This is a genomic window from Acinetobacter sp. GXMZU3951 (genome assembly GCF_054457875.1).
The window spans coordinates 178655-195179 of the sequence record NZ_JBTLFO010000002.1; the positions used below are offsets into that span (position 1 = coordinate 178655).

Annotated in this window: 17 protein-coding genes; 8 read left to right on the forward strand and 9 right to left on the reverse strand. The window is 42.4% G+C overall.

The window, feature by feature from the left end:
* Window positions 1-33: 33 nt before the first annotated feature.
* A complete protein-coding gene (locus ACX17N_RS03985) occupies window positions 34-1659 on the reverse strand; it encodes a bifunctional 3-(3-hydroxy-phenyl)propionate/3-hydroxycinnamic acid hydroxylase (RefSeq protein WP_458891271.1) in 1626 nt (541 codons plus the stop codon).
* Window positions 1660-1988: 329 nt separating this feature from the next.
* Window positions 1989-2192, reverse strand: coding sequence for a hypothetical protein (locus tag ACX17N_RS03990; RefSeq protein WP_458891272.1), 204 nt, complete (start codon window positions 2190-2192; stop codon window positions 1989-1991).
* A gap of 627 nt (window positions 2193-2819) precedes the next feature.
* Between ACX17N_RS03990 and ACX17N_RS03995 the strand changes: the two genes are divergently transcribed.
* Together ACX17N_RS03995 and ACX17N_RS04000 are read left to right on the forward strand one after the other, a co-directional pair.
* Window positions 2820-3092: a hypothetical protein gene (locus ACX17N_RS03995; protein ID WP_458891273.1), complete on the forward strand. Its 273-nt coding sequence runs from the start codon at window positions 2820-2822 to the stop codon at window positions 3090-3092.
* 280 nt (window positions 3093-3372) lie between these two features.
* Complete coding sequence (locus ACX17N_RS04000; RefSeq protein ID WP_458891274.1) at window positions 3373-3582, forward strand: hypothetical protein; 210 nt, start codon at window positions 3373-3375, stop codon at window positions 3580-3582.
* Window positions 3583-3899: 317 nt separating this feature from the next.
* On the opposite strand, the gene rsmD is transcribed toward ACX17N_RS04000, so the two are convergent.
* On the reverse strand, window positions 3900-4454 hold the full coding sequence (gene rsmD / locus ACX17N_RS04005) for a 16S rRNA (guanine(966)-N(2))-methyltransferase RsmD (RefSeq protein ID WP_458891275.1): 555 nt from the start codon (window positions 4452-4454) through the stop codon (window positions 3900-3902).
* A gap of 1 nt (window position 4455) precedes the next feature.
* A complete protein-coding gene (mrdA, locus tag ACX17N_RS04010; RefSeq protein ID WP_458891276.1) occupies window positions 4456-6483 on the reverse strand; it encodes a penicillin-binding protein 2 in 2028 nt (675 codons plus the stop codon).
* A gap of 253 nt (window positions 6484-6736) precedes the next feature.
* Between mrdA and ACX17N_RS04015 the strand changes: the two genes are divergently transcribed.
* The 4 genes from ACX17N_RS04015 (at window position 6737) to ACX17N_RS04030 (ending at window position 9654) form a co-directional block, all read left to right on the forward strand.
* On the forward strand, window positions 6737-7264 hold the full coding sequence (locus tag ACX17N_RS04015) for a hypothetical protein (protein WP_458891277.1): 528 nt from the start codon (window positions 6737-6739) through the stop codon (window positions 7262-7264).
* Between the two features lie 60 nt (window positions 7265-7324).
* Window positions 7325-8641 carry a hypothetical protein gene (locus ACX17N_RS04020; protein ID WP_458891278.1) on the forward strand — a complete coding sequence of 439 codons (1317 nt, stop codon included), beginning with the start codon at window positions 7325-7327 and terminating at the stop codon, window positions 8639-8641.
* An 85-nt stretch (window positions 8642-8726) separates the two neighbouring features.
* Window positions 8727-9386, forward strand: coding sequence for an adenylate kinase (adk, locus tag ACX17N_RS04025; RefSeq protein ID WP_458891279.1), 660 nt, complete (start codon window positions 8727-8729; stop codon window positions 9384-9386).
* An 85-nt stretch (window positions 9387-9471) separates the two neighbouring features.
* Window positions 9472-9654 carry a hypothetical protein gene (locus ACX17N_RS04030; protein WP_458891280.1) on the forward strand — a complete coding sequence of 61 codons (183 nt, stop codon included), beginning with the start codon at window positions 9472-9474 and terminating at the stop codon, window positions 9652-9654.
* Window positions 9655-9705: 51 nt separating this feature from the next.
* Here ACX17N_RS04030 and nth read toward each other — a convergent pair whose 3' ends face one another.
* Together nth and ACX17N_RS04040 are read right to left on the reverse strand one after the other, a co-directional pair.
* On the reverse strand, window positions 9706-10404 hold the full coding sequence (gene nth / locus ACX17N_RS04035; protein ID WP_458891281.1) for an endonuclease III: 699 nt from the start codon (window positions 10402-10404) through the stop codon (window positions 9706-9708).
* Window positions 10405-10406: 2 nt separating this feature from the next.
* Window positions 10407-11201: an RnfABCDGE type electron transport complex subunit B gene (locus ACX17N_RS04040; RefSeq protein ID WP_458891282.1), complete on the reverse strand. Its 795-nt coding sequence runs from the start codon at window positions 11199-11201 to the stop codon at window positions 10407-10409.
* 293 nt (window positions 11202-11494) lie between these two features.
* Between ACX17N_RS04040 and gdhA the strand changes: the two genes are divergently transcribed.
* A complete protein-coding gene (gene gdhA / locus ACX17N_RS04045) occupies window positions 11495-12886 on the forward strand; it encodes an NADP-specific glutamate dehydrogenase (protein ID WP_458891604.1) in 1392 nt (463 codons plus the stop codon).
* Between the two features lie 67 nt (window positions 12887-12953).
* Here the strand turns inward: gdhA and ACX17N_RS04050 are convergent, their stop codons facing one another.
* The 3 genes from ACX17N_RS04050 to rlmH form a co-directional block, all read right to left on the reverse strand.
* The gene (locus tag ACX17N_RS04050) at window positions 12954-13721 is read right to left on the reverse strand and encodes a DUF4377 domain-containing protein (RefSeq protein ID WP_458891283.1); all 768 of its coding nucleotides are present in this window, start codon (window positions 13719-13721) and stop codon (window positions 12954-12956) included.
* Window positions 13722-13837: 116 nt separating this feature from the next.
* A complete protein-coding gene (locus ACX17N_RS04055) occupies window positions 13838-14614 on the reverse strand; it encodes a DODA-type extradiol aromatic ring-opening family dioxygenase (RefSeq protein WP_458891284.1) in 777 nt (258 codons plus the stop codon).
* A gap of 115 nt (window positions 14615-14729) precedes the next feature.
* Complete coding sequence (rlmH, locus tag ACX17N_RS04060) at window positions 14730-15212, reverse strand: 23S rRNA (pseudouridine(1915)-N(3))-methyltransferase RlmH (RefSeq protein ID WP_458891285.1); 483 nt, start codon at window positions 15210-15212, stop codon at window positions 14730-14732.
* Between the two features lie 206 nt (window positions 15213-15418).
* Between rlmH and ACX17N_RS04065 the strand changes: the two genes are divergently transcribed.
* The gene (locus ACX17N_RS04065) at window positions 15419-16318 is read left to right on the forward strand and encodes a M20/M25/M40 family metallo-hydrolase (RefSeq protein ID WP_458891605.1); all 900 of its coding nucleotides are present in this window, start codon (window positions 15419-15421) and stop codon (window positions 16316-16318) included.
* The last annotated feature ends 207 nt before the right edge of the window (window positions 16319-16525 follow it).

Consider the following 16525-nt stretch of genomic DNA (forward strand, 5'->3'; position numbering starts at 1 on the left):
ATTGCTGCTGGGTTGTTTGTTATTTGACAAGAATTATACGCTGCAATGTAGCTTGGTAAATAAAGCCTGACTCACCTGATCAATACTTTGCGGAATAGCCAGAGCGGCTACAAAGCGATCTGGGCGTAAAACCACCATCGAGTCATTGGTTCGACCAAACCATGTGCGGATTTCTGTACCGATATCGCCGACACAAATCACACCATGATATTGTTTGCGATTTTCATTTTGCAGCTGAATTGCAGGCAACACTTGAATGAATTTTACCCCGAGTTGTTGCCACTGCTGCATGCTGCTTTCAGATAGCCCCCATTGTGGGTCAACACCCCATGCCAAAATCGCAAAATCATTTCCAATCACCTCATCTAACAGCACCTGTTCACCCGAGGCCAATTCAACTTTAGGTTGAATAAACATTTTGCCGACCGGTGAGTGCTTTTGTGTATTTGGAATTAATACACCGTCATGATATTGCGGCATGGGCTTAAAGCGCATTTCCAATAAATACTGTTTAATCGGTTTAATATAGTTCAGAGCATAGGCAATACCATCACGCACAAAACCTTGCCATTTCTTTGGTGGAGCCAGTACATGACCGGCCATGACAGAGAGATCGATCATGGCTTTGGCATGATCTTTACGTTCAACTTGATAAGAATCTAATACTTCAGGTCCTGCTTTACCTTGAATCACCAAGCTCATTTTCCAGCCTAAATTGAAGGCATCGCGCATACCACTGTTGTACCCCTGACCTTGCCAAACTGGCATAATATGCGCTGCATCACCCGCCAGTAAGATACGGTCTACACGGAATTGATCTGCAATACGGGCATTGTGGGTGTAGACCCGTTGCCGAATCACTTCAATATTTGCTGTATTGGGTAAGACTTTGGCCAATAATTTATTGATGTTTTCTGGTTTGCTGAGTTCTTCCTGAGTTTCACCTGGCATTACCATAAATTCGAAACGGCGAATGCCATGTGGTAAGGCTGCCGAAACATAAGGACGTACTGGGTCACAGCATAAGTAAATATGCGGTGTCGCCAATGGGTCGTTTTCAATATCAATCACAATCCATTGATTGGGGGCTGTTTTACCATCGAAGCCAATATTTAAAGTGCGTCGTACCACGGAATTGCCACCATCACAGGCAATTAAATATTGCGCTTTCACGACTTCCGCTTGTCCTTCCTTATTTTGCATTTTTAAGGTAACCGCTTCAGCATTTTGGCTAAACTCGGTTAACTGACGCGAAAATAGCACTTGAGTGTGCGGATATTGTTTGAGTCCTTGCAGTAATACGTTATCCACTTGGGGTTGAATAAATGCATTACGACGTGAGAAGCCAAATTCACGAGTTAAAGGTTGAATATCGGCAAAACAACGCCCTTTGGGGGTAAGAAAGCGCATTGCATGATTGGGGGTGGTATGAGGTAATACCTGTTCAACTAATCCCAGAGATTGAATTGTACGCAAGGCTTCATCATCAATACCAATGGCACGCGGGTAATCAATGAGCTGGTCAAGTTGTTCGATAACCGTGACTTGCACACCTTGTTTGCTTAAATAATTTGCTAGGGTCAGGCCTACAGGACCTGCACCTAAGATAGCCACTTCAGTCGAAAATTCAGTATTGCGTGTGCTCACAGCGAATTCCATTCAATCTATTCACAATGAGGCTATTAACGGTCAAGCCGTACTTTCATACAAGCTATGCCATAGTGGAGATCTAGTCTAGGTTGTGCTGTAGTAGGTGCAAGTATTTGTATTATATATTTGATTTATAATTATTTATTATTTTTAAAGTTATAAGATTTGCCAAGGGAGTCATCATTAATAACTATGCATGAGCATCCTACGTGGAGTTGTTTTCTTGATGTTTCAAGATAAACAGGTGAATCAGAAGCTTCTGATTCACCTGCGATTTTCTAACACATTCGAGTGAATGAGGTGGAGTGAATGTGCTAGAAAAACTGGTCGGCTACGTTTTATTGTGCTGGAGCTGCTTTACTCGCAGCCGCGGTAGCTGTAGTTGGTTGTGTAGATGTCGCATCCATCGCAGCAGTGTCTGGCTGTTCTTGAGTCGACACAATCACTTTTTCCTCTGTTTTTGGCTGCTCTGTGGTTGCTGCAAAAGTTGTCGTCGTCGCAGCGGCAAAGGTGGTGGCAAATAGGATATGAGTTAATTTCATAATTGGCATCCTGAATCGTGGTTAAAAGAGATTAATTAGAGTTGTTCTACTCATCATCACTTAAGTAAGAACAGGCTTCATGCTAAGGATTCAGGCTGTTTCAAGCAATAAAAGCAACAAAGTGAAACGCATGGAATTACGTGAAGAGTACAGTAATATAGGAACTGTGTAGCGACGGTAACAAATAGATGAAAGCTTCGGCTGAATATGTATGTAAATATTTCAAATGCATGAAATCGAGTGGGCCTGATTTACGGAAATTGCACAATAAGCTACGTAACAGCCATGATCTTCAATATTCTGATTGATTGAACTTGTAAAAAAATATTACGGTTTCAGGATTTTGATCGTAAATACAGCGAAACAATTTCATGCTGTTCTGTAATGTTTCAGATGTGTCCAGAGGAATAGATCTGTCCGATGACATAAGCCTAGGGCATACTTTTGAAGGGGGAATTCTGGCTGACAGTTCAAAGCGGTATGTTGCTGAATATTGTATTCATTTATAGCGGAGGCTTGGTGCAGATCACGGTCAAGACATAACAAAAAATGAACATGTTGTTTGTTTTTTATTCATGGTTATACTGAATAATAAAAACAAGTACCCAAATCAACAGGGGGAACATCATGATAAAACTCATACTATTCTCATCGTTTGCCGTTGTAATGTTGTCGGGTTGTGTTTGGTATGACGATGACTGGTACGACCATCACCATCGTTACAGTTATGATTATGACTATGATCATCGACCACCATATGCTTGGGATGATGGATATCCAGACTATAGGCCACCCCATAATCATCGTCCAGAAAATCGGCCACCAGTGCATCGTCCGCCAGAAGGTCGACCACCTGGTCAACGACCGGATTATAAGCAAACTCGACCATTGCCCCATTAAATAAAGTGCTAAGGAATCGTCACATACTGCTCAGAAAAGCAATCCAGAGTTAATGATGGATTGAACTTCACGATTTAGATATTGAATAAGGATGTTTGTTTAGATCAAAACGAGATTAAAAGTGGGATTAGGCGTTGCAAACAGGGTTTCCACATGAGGATATTGGAGACTAGCTTGGCACATTTTAAAAAATAGTACAAAAAACGCACAAACATAAAAGCTTTATGCTCGATGAAAGGAGAATAATATAGATTCGACCCTAGTTAAAAGGGGAGTGAAAATGAGAACAACAGCCTTGTTGCTTGCACTTACAGCAGGCTTGATTATAGGTTGTACATCTAATAGTACGGGTATGAGCAACTCAAATTCTACGCCGATGCTACAACCGACGGATTATCAACCAGAACCATCGAATCAAAAATATATGAAGGATAAAAATGGTTCATCTCCCACCGTTGATTTTATTCGATACCCATTAATTGATTTATGAGTATCATGACGCCAGAGGGAGATCAGCTTCTCCTTCTGGTTTTTATGTTGAGATCCCTTGGTATTCAATCGAGGGATATTTAGATTGTTTCATTATGAATAAGAAAATTGAGCGCTAAAACTTCAAGTAAAAGAATGAACCGAAAATATTGTGTGATGGGTTTTAGCTGTAATTCAGTTGATGGGCTTTTAAAATGCTAGCGGAAGTGAGCAGGAGCATGATTCACCAGTGCCATCATGCTCAAATCCTCAGATTGATGACTTCAATTGTGGAAAACACATACAATAACTAGAACCGCCGCTCGGCATTTCTCGCCATTAAACAGCTTTGGATTTTTGATACAAGCCCGCCCGCACCGTACCTGCTTTGGTGTGCTTGATTTGTTGCCATGTGCTCGGTAAATTTAGGCTACTTAAATCACGATCTGCCTCTACGTAAATCCATCCATTTTCGGCAATCAGCGGGTCCGTGAGTTGCGCCAATTCTTGCCAGAGATTTAAGCTATAAGGTGGATCAAGAAAAACCAGATCAAACATAGTTTTTAAGCTAGGCAGGGTCTGCTGTGCGGTAGCAACTTTTAAGTCGCAGTTCTCAGCTTTTAATAACTGAATATTTTGCTTTAAAAATTGCGCTTGGCTACGGTCAGGTTCAATCATGGTGACATGTTTAGCACCACGAGATAAAGCTTCAAAGCTTAAGGCACCTGAACCTGTGCATAGGTCAAGGACTTGAGCATTCTGAATATCCCACATCAGCCAATTAAACAGCGTTTCACGTACTCGGTCTGGTGTGGGGCGCAAGCCTTCAATACTGGCAAAAGCCAGTTGGCGGCGTTTCCATTCACCGCCAATAATTCTGAGCTGATTTTTCATATTATTCACTTTCCTCCGCAGCATTTGCAGCCGCAGCTTGCGCTTGTGGGCGTGCTGTAGGGGGGGTAGACGTTGCTGAGTTAGTTGGTGTGTTGGTATTCGTATTTGGAACCCCCGAGCCACTTGGGAGTTCGCCAGGTTTAATGCCCGCAGTCATTAAGCCACCACTGATTTGATGACCTTCTGGTTTAATCGGGGTCTTATTGCGCTGGAGTAACCAATAGTCAAATACAGGGCGGGCAAGTTGTGCCGCAGAACCGCCATGTCGACCATTTTCCCAAACCACGGCAATCGCAATTTCAGGGTTTTCCGCAGGTGCAAAACCTACAAATAAACCGTGGTCGAGTTGACGTTCGGTTAACAGTGCTTCGTTATAGCGTTTCCCTTGAGCAATACTCTTAACCTGTGCCGTTCCTGTTTTACCGGCAATTTTATACATTGGTGTACGGATGCCTCGGCCTGTACCCATTTCAATGACATCAACCATAGCATCCCGCATTTTGACCCAGTCATCATCCGTACCATTAAACTGAATGTGTCCATCTGGTGCATTCAAGACTTTATGCTGTTTGGCACCTTTACTTGAACGAAGTACATGCGGAATTACATGTGCGCCATGATTGGCCGTAATGGCGGTTGCCATGGCCAATTGCAGCGGGGTCGCCGTAAAAGCACCCTGACCAATACTGACCGAAATGGTTTCACCTTTTAACCATTTGCTTTTGCGAGTACGCATTTTCCAGTCTGGATTAGGGTATAAACCTTCACTCTCACTCGGTAAATCGACGCCTGTTTTTTGCCCAAAACCAAATTGACGCATCCAAGCGTTCATTTTCTCAATGCCCATACGGTAAGAGAGCACATAGTAGAACGTATCACAGGAAACCACTTGGGATTTATGCAGATTTACCACGCCGTGACCTGATTTTTTCCAGTCACGGAATTTGTGTGAATCACCGGGGAGGGTGAAATAGCCGTGATCCGAAATAGCCGTGCCCCAGTCAACATAACCGTAATGAATACCGCCTAAACCAAACATTGGTTTAATGGTCGAACCTGGGGGATACACCCCTTGCACGGCACGGTTGTAGAGCGGTTGATCTAGGTTGTCTCGTAAGCCGCTATAGTCAGTATGACTAATCCCGGTCACGAATAAATTCGGGTTAAAGCTTGGACTGGAAACCAGAGCAAGAATTTCACCGGTGCGTGGGTCCATAGCTACAATTGCACCACGACGACCAGCCAGCTGCTCGGTTGCAACGACTTGTAAGCCATAATCCAGAGAAAGATATAAATCATTGCCGCGAATAGGTTCTTTCCGCCCTAAATGACGCAGCACGTTGCCATGAGCATCCGCTTCTACGGATTCATTGCCAGGAACACCATGCAGTAATTCTTCATAAGACTTTTCGACCCCGATTTTGCCGATCAGGTTGGTGCCTGCATATAAATCTTTATCAATACTTTTCAGCTCTTTGTCGTTAATACGTCCCACATAGCCAATCACGTGCGCGAACAGCTCTCCATGAGGGTAATAACGGGTCATTTGGGTCTCTATATTGACGCCAGGAAACTGAAATTTAACTTCACTGAATTTGGCGATATCGGTTTCGGTCAAATTCAGTTTAATGGAAACCCGTTCGGTTTTTTTTGAGGTTTTAATACGTGACTGGAAGCGTTCAATATCTTCGTCAGTCAAATTTAAAATGGGGGTAAGGCGTTTAATGGTATCATCAATATTATCGATATCAGCGCGACTCATGGTTGCGGTGAATACCGGATAATTATCAGCCAGCAAAATGCCGTTTCGATCATAAATATAACCACGTGCAGGGGCGAGCGGTTGTAGTCGAATACGGTTTTGATCTGATGCTGTTGAGAACTGCTGATATTGCATGATCTGCAAATAGGCATAGCGTGCCACTAACAGCAGCATAAAAAAACTGACTATCCCAATAGAAATAAAGACTCGATTGCGATAAATGCGCTTTTCTTGTTGGACATTTTTTAAAGGAAAGTGCTGCTTCATACGCGATTGACTTACACTGCTGGGAGGGAATCAGGAAGCGGCTATTCTACCCCAAGTCACAGGCTTTGATAATGCTTATCTGCGCGGAGAAAGCGCGGCTGGGTTGTTTTCTTGCAACCAGACGATTTGACTTTACAGACAGCAAAAAGCTAAGGTGTTGTATATAGGAATAGAAACAATTCTGTTAAAGTCAAAAACATGCAAAAAATCTGGAATGCATGCACAAATTAAAATAAGGACAAAGGTGACAATAATGACAAGAGTTTATTCCTTGTTAATTCTAATTACGTTACTCAATACAGCTTATGCAAAAGATCAGAATAATTTCCTTGACGCGAAATTGACACCCGAAAGTGCCAAAATGTGGAATTTTGGTGCCGGGGTAACTCAACAATTAATTCATTTAAATACTGAATGGGTCAACCCTTATGGTATAGCCTATGCTAAGGTCGGTTTTTTTTTGACAGATGATTCACCTTTTGGGGCTCAACTCGGTTTTAGATATCCCTACTATTTCACGGGTAAGGATAAAAATGGGTATTATATTGGCGCCTATGCTGGGCATATTGGCAGTAAGCAAGTGGATAATAAAGATGAAACACGATTCGGTGCGGGTGTGGATCTTGCATATGTTCTATTAGATCCAGATCGCATTAGCACCTTTAGCGTAGGTATCGGGGCAGGAGAAGAATTAAAGAATCGTGAGGGGACAGTTGTGGAGCACATTGAACCGAAAATACAATTCTCTTATACACTTAGTATGGGCTTAGGCAGAAAATAACCTGTTTAAAAAAATTAAGAATGAATCTTTGTTATTTGGTCACTATTTTGGAATATATGCATGCTTGAGTACATCAATCAGTTGTGGCAAACCTTTTTGAACCGTCCCGATTTTTGGGCTGTGCTAAGCATTATTCCTGTAACTGCTTTTGTGACCTGGGCTCACGTCTGGATGGCTTTGAAAATGGTGTTCTACCCAATTAATTTTTGGGGATTCCATTTGGGCCCTTTGCCTGTTGGTTGGCAGGGCATTGTGCCACGAAAAGCGGGACGTATTTCAGGTATTATTACCGATAATACCTTGTCTAAACTGGGGTCCTTAAGGGAATTTCTCGATGCCATGGATCCTGAGGATATGGCTCGGATTATTGGTGAACAAGTCGGCTTTGAGCTGGAACATCTGATTGATGAAGTTATGGTCGACCGTAATGCGGTTTTGTGGGAAAACCTGCCTTATTCGATTAAGCGCCGTATTTATGCGCAGGCACATAAACAGCTGCCCGAAGTATTGAAAGAACTGGTAACAGAATTAACGGTGAACGTTGAGTCATTGGTAGATATGCGTGAGATGGTGGTCAGCCAAATGGAGGGTGATCGCCGTTTAATGGTGCGTATGTTCCTGAAAGTGGGTCAGAAGGAAATCAACTTTATTTGGCATATTAGTGCCTTAATTGGTATGTTTTTTGGTATTTTCCAGATGATCGTTTGGTTTGTGGTGCCATGGCACTGGACCGTACCCTTCTGGGCATCCATTTGGGGCTTTTTAACCAACTGGATTGCGATTTGGATGGTCTTTAATCCGATTGAACCGCATTATGTACGTTATCCGCAACTGACTGAATTAACTAAAGATCGTAAGTTCCCATGGGTGAAACCAGTCTGGCCTAGAATTGGCACCTATAACATCCAGGGTGCATTTATGAAACGTCAGGAAGAAGTTTCTGACGTGTTCGCAAGTGTAGTCACAGAAGACCTGATTACGTTAAAATCCATCATGACGGAAATGATGTATGGTGGGAAAAAAGACAAAACCCGTCGTATTGTCAAACGCCATATTAACCAAATTATGGAAACTCCTCTGGTTCGGACCTCATTACAGTTGTCTTTAGGGCCAAAAGAGTACGCAAAACTCAAGACGGACTTGATTGATCGCTCAATTGAAATTACGATGGTGCCAGTATGCGACCCTGCGTTCAATGCGAGCCGTGCACAGAAAATCTTTCAAATGTTCCGAGAGCGTATTCGAGAGTTAACGCCGAAAGAATTCCAGAACCTATTACGTCCTGCATTTCAGGAAGACGAATGGATTCTGATTGTATTAGGTGGGGTCACTGGATTTATAGCTGGTACAATACATTTGTTTGTGGCTTTCTTATAATTAGATGCTCATGCCGACTGTTCAAATCTGCAGGAAAGTTGGCTCGAAGTATCATACATATTGTTTTAAATGAGGATGTTTTTTTATGCGCATTATCTTACTCGGACCACCTGGAGCAGGTAAAGGTACACAAGCTCAGTTGATCTGTAAGCGCTACAATGTCCCACAAATTTCAACCGGTGATATGCTCCGTGCTGCAATTCGTGAAGGTACTGAATTAGGTCTTAAAGCTAAAAGCGTAATGGAAAGCGGTGGTCTGGTTTCTGATGAACTGATCATTGGTCTTGTAAAAGAACGTATCGCTCAACCTGATTGTGTAAACGGCTGCATTTTTGACGGTTTCCCGCGTACGATTCCACAAGCCGAAGCTTTGGAAAAAGAAGGTATTAACATCGACCACGTGATCGAAATTGATGTACCTGACGAAGAAATCGTTCAGCGTTTGTCTGGTCGTCGCCAACACCCTGCATCTGGTCGTGTTTATCATGTTGTTTACAACCCACCGAAAGTTGAAGGTAAAGACGACGAAACGGGTGAAGATTTGGTACAACGTCCAGATGACCAAGAAGCAACCATTCGTAAGCGTCTTGGTTCATATCATACCGAAACTGAACAGTTGGTTGGATTCTACCAAGGTCGTGCTGCTTCGGGTGAAAATGCCCCAACTTACGACAAACTTAATGGTTTACGTGCAATTGAAGACGTACAAAAAGATTTGTTCGCGATTTTAGACCAGTCAAAATAATTCAAAACTGAATTTTTGACTTTAAAAGAGTCCTAAGTCATATTAGGGCTCTTTTTATTTGTCCGAACTTTTTGAGGATACGATTTTGTTAAAAATTGGTTTAATCATTTTAGTGATTGCCTGCTTGGCCTTGTTGCTTGGTTTGTTATACATCAGCTTTAAAATGCTAAGAGAAACTCAACAAAAACAAAAGGAAGCAAGTAAAACTGCGGCAAAGCCCCAGTATGAACTCCATCCGAAATTAAAACAGAAAAATCCTGAAAAATAAGCAGAATCTTTTTAGATCGCAGTGCATGCCGAGGTGACATGCACTTTAGCTTTAGAGATTGGTGACAGGTATGGCTCGTGCCGCACCAAATTCAAAACGGTCTGGCCAGTTGCATACATCAGCCACGACACATTCGGCACATTTCGGTTTGCGTGCGATACAGCAGTAACGGCCATGCAGAATCAGCCAGTGATGGGCATCGACCATAAACTCTTTCGGAATGACTTTCACCAAACGATGTTCTACTTCAAGCACATTTTTTCCCACCGCCAAACCAGTTCGGTTACCCAACCGGAAAATATGCGTATCTACTGCCATGGTGGGGTATCCAAATGCGGTATTGAGTACCACATTGGCAGTTTTACGCCCCACTCCTGGCAAGGCCTCTAAATCCGCACGATTATTGGGGACTTCACTGTTGTGTCGTTCAATCAAAATTTGGCAGGTTTTAATGACATTTTCGGCTTTGGAATTATATAAACCAATGGTTTTAATATATTCCTTTAAGCCTTCCACGCCCAAGCCAAAAATCGCTTCTGGGGTATTGGCAATCGGGAAGAGCTTGTCAGTAGCTTTATTGACACTCACATCGGTCGCCTGAGCCGATAAAGTCACAGCAATTAATAATTCAAACGGGCTGGAAAAGTTCAATTCCGTGGTTGGATTTGGACGTTGATCACGTAAACGCTCAAAGAAGATTTGGATCTGCTTCTTGGTCATGTTTTTCACAGTTGATGTTTTTGTTGCCATGATCACAGTCCTTGTAGCGCGTTCAGTTGCTCAGTCAAGGTCTGTAATTGCGCACGTTTAGTCGCATCTTCACGGACACTTAACTGTTTTTCCAATTTCTTGATTTGGGTTCGCAACTTGGCCAGTTCAATGGTTGACTTGGCATCCTGAGTGTCGACGAGAGCCGATACTTTTTCAGTCACGGCAATGGCAGGGACCGAATCAATTTGTGTAGAGAACTGGGCGAAAAGCGCCGTGTCAATTTCCGCACGAACCACAGGACCTTTACGATGCAGTCGACGCGTTTCTTCACGTTGAATATGTGCATAATAGCGATGACGCAAATCATTTTGCCCTGCCAGACGCGCGGCATCGTTCGGCAGCGCATTTAAATCTTCCACCAGATCAATACAGTCGACTGGGCAAGGCGGGATACACAGTTCGCAGCCAGTACATAAGTCAGTCAAAATACTGTGCATTAATTTGCCTGAACCAATAATCGCATCGACAGGGCAGGCATTAATACATTTGGTGCAACCAATACATTCATCTTCACGAATAACAGCTTTCATGCGCTGTGGACGGCCATCCTGCTGAATGGGCCAGACACTTTCTTCTGCTTGTAAATACGGGCGTTGCAGCACATCGGCTAAGGCATCAGCAACTGGTTGCCCACCTGGTACGCACTTGTTCGCTGCTTCACCTTCTGCAATTGCCTTGGCATAAGGTAAACAACCATCACGGTGACCACATAAACCACATTGGGTTTGTGGCAGTAAGGAGTCAATCTGTTGGATGAGAGCAATTTGCGAAATCATGCGAAAACCACGCCTGTGTTTAAAACAGGATTAGAAAAATAGAATCAAATTTTGTGAATTTTAACATGATTCCCATGATTTATCTTGTGTTCCAAATTAATGCAATGGCTGTTTTTAAATGGTGCAATTCTTGACAGGATTGTTAAGTCTAGGTTGATAAAGTACAGCGGAATAGTTTTAGGAATAGTTAATATAATTATTTGTTATATATTAAAAATATTACAGTATTTTAAATTTATGTTGTGGAAGTTGATCAAAAGTTATTTAATGTTTTGCGCCAAAATTTATCACTTATTTTAATTTTGACCTATTTTGATCCATTTTTTGCTGAGGATAAAGTGTTGAAATATAGTAGCCTGAACGACTTCTTAGATTACGTAAAAGCCCGTGATGCACAGCAACCCGAGTTTTTACAGGCCGTCGAAGAGGTGATGACCAGTCTTTGGCCATTTATTGAAAAGAATCCGAAATATGCTGCACATGGTTTACTTGAACGTTTGGTTGAACCTGAGCGTGCGATCCAATTTCGAGTATCTTGGGTAGATGATCAAGGCAATACCCATGTAAATCGTGCATTTCGTGTACAGTACAATTCAGCGATTGGTCCTTTCAAAGGCGGAATGCGTTTCCATCCTTCAGTCAATTTATCGATTCTCAAATTTTTAGGTTTTGAACAGACTTTTAAAAATGCCTTAACAACCTTGCCAATGGGTGGCGGAAAAGGCGGTTCTGATTTTGATCCGAAAGGCAAGTCAGAAGGTGAAATCATGCGCTTCTGTCAGGCATTGATGATTGAACTGTATCGCCATTTAGGTTCAAACACGGATATTCCGGCAGGGGATATTGGTGTTGGTGGTCGTGAAGTTGGCTATATGGCCGGCATGATGAAAAAGCTCAGCAATGACACGTCTTGCGTATTTACAGGTAAGGGCTTGGCATTTGGGGGTTCACTGGCACGTCCAGAAGCTACAGGTTACGGTACGGTTTATTTTGCCGAAGAAATGTTAAAAACCCGTGGTGACAGTTTCGAAGGTAAAACAGTGACCATTTCGGGCTCAGGCAATGTGGCGCAATTTGCCGCTGAAAAAGCCATGTTCTTAGGGGCGAAAGTGGTTTCACTTTCTGACTCTAACGGGACAGTTTACGTTAAAGATGGTTTTACCGACGAACTTCTGGTTGAAGTGATGGAACTGAAAAACGTAAAACGTGGTCGTATTTCAGAGTTTGCGGCTCAACATGGTTTCGAATACTTGGCAGGTCAACGTCCTTGGAGTATTCCATGTGACATCGCATTACCTTGTGCAACTCAAAATGAGCTCACTGGTGAAGATGCTGATTTACTGTTGGCGAATGGTGTTTTGTGTGTGGCCGAAGGTGCCAATATGCCTTCAACCTTAGATGCGGTAGAAAAGTTTGTCCAAGCCAATATTTTGTATGCACCAGGTAAAGCATCCAATGCGGGTGGTGTCGCAACCTCTGGTTTAGAAATGTCACAAAATGCACTTCGTTTGGGCTGGAGCTTTGAAGAAGTGGATGAGCGCTTACATGCCATTATGAAAGACATTCATCGTAACTGCGTGAAGTACGGAACCAAAGCCGATGGTAGCGTCAACTATGTGGATGGTGCCAATATTGCGGGCTTTGTAAAAGTTGCAGATGCCATGTTGGCTCAAGGTGTGTTCTAAAACCTAAGCTTTTATGATGTGAAAAAGCCGATACAATGCATTGTATCGGCTTTTTTGTTCATCGAACTTATTTCACAGTTTCAGTTTCGATCACCATATCTTTTACATAGGCATATTTCGATTGGTCTGCGGCAGGGTTTTGACGTTCAAAACGTTTTACGCGGATGATTTGACGTGTTTTAGGGTCATGCTGATAACCTTCGATTTGACTGTAGAATAAAGTCCAATTTTTATCGACGGCTGTTTTTAGCCCTTTGTCATCATATTTAATTTCACGTACTTGTAAGCAGGTCATTGGGCCGACACCAGAGCAGGCTTTGGTTTCAGGTGAGATTTCGAGAAACATGATTTCACCTTGAGATTGGTATTTGGTTTCAGCTGTCATCTGACCGACAAATACGTGTTTTTCACCTTTGGCTGAAGTGAGCGTTAAAGTCGGTGCTTCAACATTTTGGCTATTTAAACTGAACTGAATTGCACGTTCACCGAGTAATTCAGCAGCTAAACGCTCTTGTTGCATGGCTGGCTCTGCGCAAGCCATTTTTGTGCCCATCATGGCACCCGTGATTATTTTGTCACCTTCAATTTTCCAGTTGGTACCTAGGCCATTACAGCTGGTTTTGACGGCCAATTGTCCTTGTTCATTAAAAGACAAGGTTAAAGGTTTTGGTGTCGTGGATGTGGTGCTGATCCATTCATAGGCAGCAAGGGTTTTGTTCTGATTTGGAATTGTTTGAACATTCACGGCTTGATCCAAATTTGATTGAGTTTGAGTTGATTGGCAAGCAGCTAAAGAAAAAGGCAATAAAGCAAGTAAAACGTATTTCAATTTCATTTTTAAATTAACACTTTGGTCTGAAAGATATAAAACTAAAGGTTAATTGATTAATAAAAAAAAGAAATGAATACCTGTACAACATTTGTATTCATTTCTTTAACATTCATAAAATTCTAGTCAAAACGGTAAATATCCATACCTAAAGCCCCCATGGTAAAACTGCTATGCACAATATTGAATCGGTTGCCTGTTCCCATGGCAAAAAATAAGGGTGCAAAATGCTCTAGGGTTGGATGGTTACGCTGCACATAAGGGAGTGTTTGCCAGTCTAAAATCGCGTCATAATCTTGATGGCTGAGTTTTTGCACCACATAATTACGGAAGGTCGAAGCCCAAACTGGCACATCTTGGCGATCACCATGCCATGAAAGTTCAGCCAAATTGTGGGTGATGCTGCCAGAACCAATCAGTAAAATTTGCTGTTCCCTTAATACAGACAAGATTTGACCAATTTGATAAATCTGCTCTGCGCTCATATGCATGGGTAAGGATATTTCAACGACAGGAATATCGGCCTCAGGAAACATATGCAGTAATGGCATCCACACGCCATGATCGCGCGGGCGACTATTATTGGCATGTGCTTCGAGTCCAGCCTCAGAAAGATGTTTTAAAACCTCTTCTGCCAGTTCAGGTTGACCCGGTGCAGGGTAGCGAATCTCGTAGAGTTCAGGCGGAAAACCGCGGAAGTCATGCCACGTTTCAGGGCGCACACCCGTGTTTACTTCAAGTGCCTGACTTTCCCAATGTGCAGACATGATGACAATTGCTTTAGGTCGTGGCAGGTTCAGACTTAAACGATGTAAAGCAGGACCCACTTGTTCAGGATTAAGCGCAAGCATGGGCGAACCATGTGAAATAAATAAACCAGGTAAAGTTTGAAGATTCATAGTCTTGCGCCTAAGTCGAAGGAGAGAATGGGGTTATCATGCCAAAGGCAAATATATGAAGAAATAGCTTTTATTCAACGTATTGTTGCAATAATGGAATGATGAATAACAGGCTTTAGCCTGCACGATGATAAGGGTGATTGTGGTTAATGCTCATGGCTCTATAGAGCTGCTCAATCAGCATGACACGCACCAGTGGGTGGGGCAATGTGAGTTTGGACAACGACCAGTGCCATGCAGCCGCCTTACGCACCGCTTCAGAGTGACCATCTGGACCACCAATCGCCAATGCGACATCATTACCTTCCAGCATCCATGATTTCATGGTTTCAGCCAGTTTTTCTGTGCTGAATTCACGCCCACCAACTTCAAGGGCAATCAGGGTTTCATTGGACTTTAAGGCATTTAAAATACTGTCACCTTCAATTTGGCGGTACTTTAAAATATCTGCTTCTGAATCATTTTTGCCCCGTTTGGCCATCGGAAGCTCAATAATTTGCGTTTGTACAAAAGGTTGAATTCGTTTGAAATAATCTTCAAAACCTGTCAGCACCCAAGCAGGCATTTTTTGACCAATAGTCAGAATCCGTATTTTCATATTTCGCGATCGCAGATAAATTCAGCAGAATTATAACGTCGAAACTCAGTAATCTGATGCGCATATACATTTTGCAATTGAAAATAATTACTGGCTGTTGCATTAATGCACTAGAGAGTGATTAAAAATTTGCAAAAGTCATGGAATAACAATAAATGCAAAGAAACAGGGTATTTAAAACAAGCTGGCTCGGGGTATTCAGCCTCATGTTCCTGTTGAATGCCAGCGCTATACAGGCGAATTCTGCAATCAGCCAGCAGGCAGATGTGCAAAATTTACAGGTTTATTTACAGCAAATTATGGGTAATGGTTCGTTCCGGAACCATAAAAATACTGAAGAGTTAAATCGGGTGTCCGCTTGGATTAAAGAGCAAATGCGTTTGTTCGGCATTCCTTGCCAGTTCCAAAACTATATTGTGAATCGACAAAACTATCGCAATGTGGTGTGCGCTTTAAATGTAGGACGACCCGAAAAAGCAATTGTGGGGGCGCATTATGACGTGTTTGGCCAACAGGTAGGAGCAGATGACAATGCTTCTGGCGTAGCAGGGGTTTTAGAAACTGCCCGTATTTTGTCGCAAGAGAAAAACAACCTGAGTCACAATGTTGAATTTGTGTTTTATACGCTAGAAGAGCCGCCTTATACCAACACGGAATACATGGGCAGTTATGTACATGCCAAATCAATTCAGGCACAGCGCGATAAAATTCAGGGGGTGTATATTCTGGAAATGATTGGCTATTACGATGCCGCGCTGATACAGGAATATCCTGTGGGCTTGAAATGGATTTATCCAAGCCATGGCAATTTTATTGCGGCCGTGAGTGATATCAATTCACGTGGCTTAGGTGAAAATTTTTGTGAAGCCATGCAGCAATTAAGGCAATTGGAATGTCAGCGTTTGGTTGCGCCAGCGTTTACACCGGGAATTAATTTTTCAGGGCATAGCAATTATTGGAATTATGACATTCCTGCGATTATGGTGACCGATACGGCGTCTTATCGTAACCAGAATTATCATACAACGGCGGATACTTTAAAAACTTTAAACCTTGAAAAAATGACGCAAGTCATTAATGGTTTGGTCCAGACACTTTTAAAATAAACACGCTGCTGAGCTTAAAGATGACGGTAGTTGATCTTGGTCAAGTTGAAGATTGAGTTAAAATTTAGAAAAAAAACGCAGTCCTTGAATAGTTTAAGGACTGCGATCAAGAGGTTACCCGCCTGGAGAAACAGATAACCTTTATGAATGAAGAAACATACAGCGCATATATCTTCTTATAATAGATATGGGGTTAAGCTAAACTTT

What these genes read in the sequence shown, in the direction of transcription:
- ACX17N_RS03985 (WP_458891271.1), bottom strand. Translation starts at nt 1,659, where the DNA reads ATGGAATTCGCTGTGAGCACACGCAATACTGAATTTTCGACTGAAGTG.
- ACX17N_RS03990 (WP_458891272.1), bottom strand. Translation starts at nt 2,192, where the DNA reads ATGAAATTAACTCATATCCTATTTGCCACCACCTTTGCCGCTGCGACG.
- ACX17N_RS03995 (WP_458891273.1), top strand. Translation starts at nt 2,820, where the DNA reads ATGATAAAACTCATACTATTCTCATCGTTTGCCGTTGTAATGTTGTCG.
- ACX17N_RS04000 (WP_458891274.1), top strand. Translation starts at nt 3,373, where the DNA reads ATGAGAACAACAGCCTTGTTGCTTGCACTTACAGCAGGCTTGATTATA.
- rsmD (WP_458891275.1), bottom strand. Translation starts at nt 4,454, where the DNA reads ATGAAAAATCAGCTCAGAATTATTGGCGGTGAATGGAAACGCCGCCAA.
- mrdA (WP_458891276.1), bottom strand. Translation starts at nt 6,483, where the DNA reads ATGAAGCAGCACTTTCCTTTAAAAAATGTCCAACAAGAAAAGCGCATT.
- ACX17N_RS04015 (WP_458891277.1), top strand. Translation starts at nt 6,737, where the DNA reads ATGACAAGAGTTTATTCCTTGTTAATTCTAATTACGTTACTCAATACA.
- ACX17N_RS04020 (WP_458891278.1), top strand. Translation starts at nt 7,325, where the DNA reads ATGCTTGAGTACATCAATCAGTTGTGGCAAACCTTTTTGAACCGTCCC.
- adk (WP_458891279.1), top strand. Translation starts at nt 8,727, where the DNA reads ATGCGCATTATCTTACTCGGACCACCTGGAGCAGGTAAAGGTACACAA.
- nth (WP_458891281.1), bottom strand. Translation starts at nt 10,404, where the DNA reads ATGGCAACAAAAACATCAACTGTGAAAAACATGACCAAGAAGCAGATC.
- ACX17N_RS04040 (WP_458891282.1), bottom strand. Translation starts at nt 11,201, where the DNA reads ATGATTTCGCAAATTGCTCTCATCCAACAGATTGACTCCTTACTGCCA.
- ACX17N_RS04050 (WP_458891283.1), bottom strand. Translation starts at nt 13,721, where the DNA reads ATGAAATTGAAATACGTTTTACTTGCTTTATTGCCTTTTTCTTTAGCT.
- ACX17N_RS04055 (WP_458891284.1), bottom strand. Translation starts at nt 14,614, where the DNA reads ATGAATCTTCAAACTTTACCTGGTTTATTTATTTCACATGGTTCGCCC.
- rlmH (WP_458891285.1), bottom strand. Translation starts at nt 15,212, where the DNA reads ATGAAAATACGGATTCTGACTATTGGTCAAAAAATGCCTGCTTGGGTG.
- ACX17N_RS04065 (WP_458891605.1), top strand. Translation starts at nt 15,419, where the DNA reads ATGTTCCTGTTGAATGCCAGCGCTATACAGGCGAATTCTGCAATCAGC.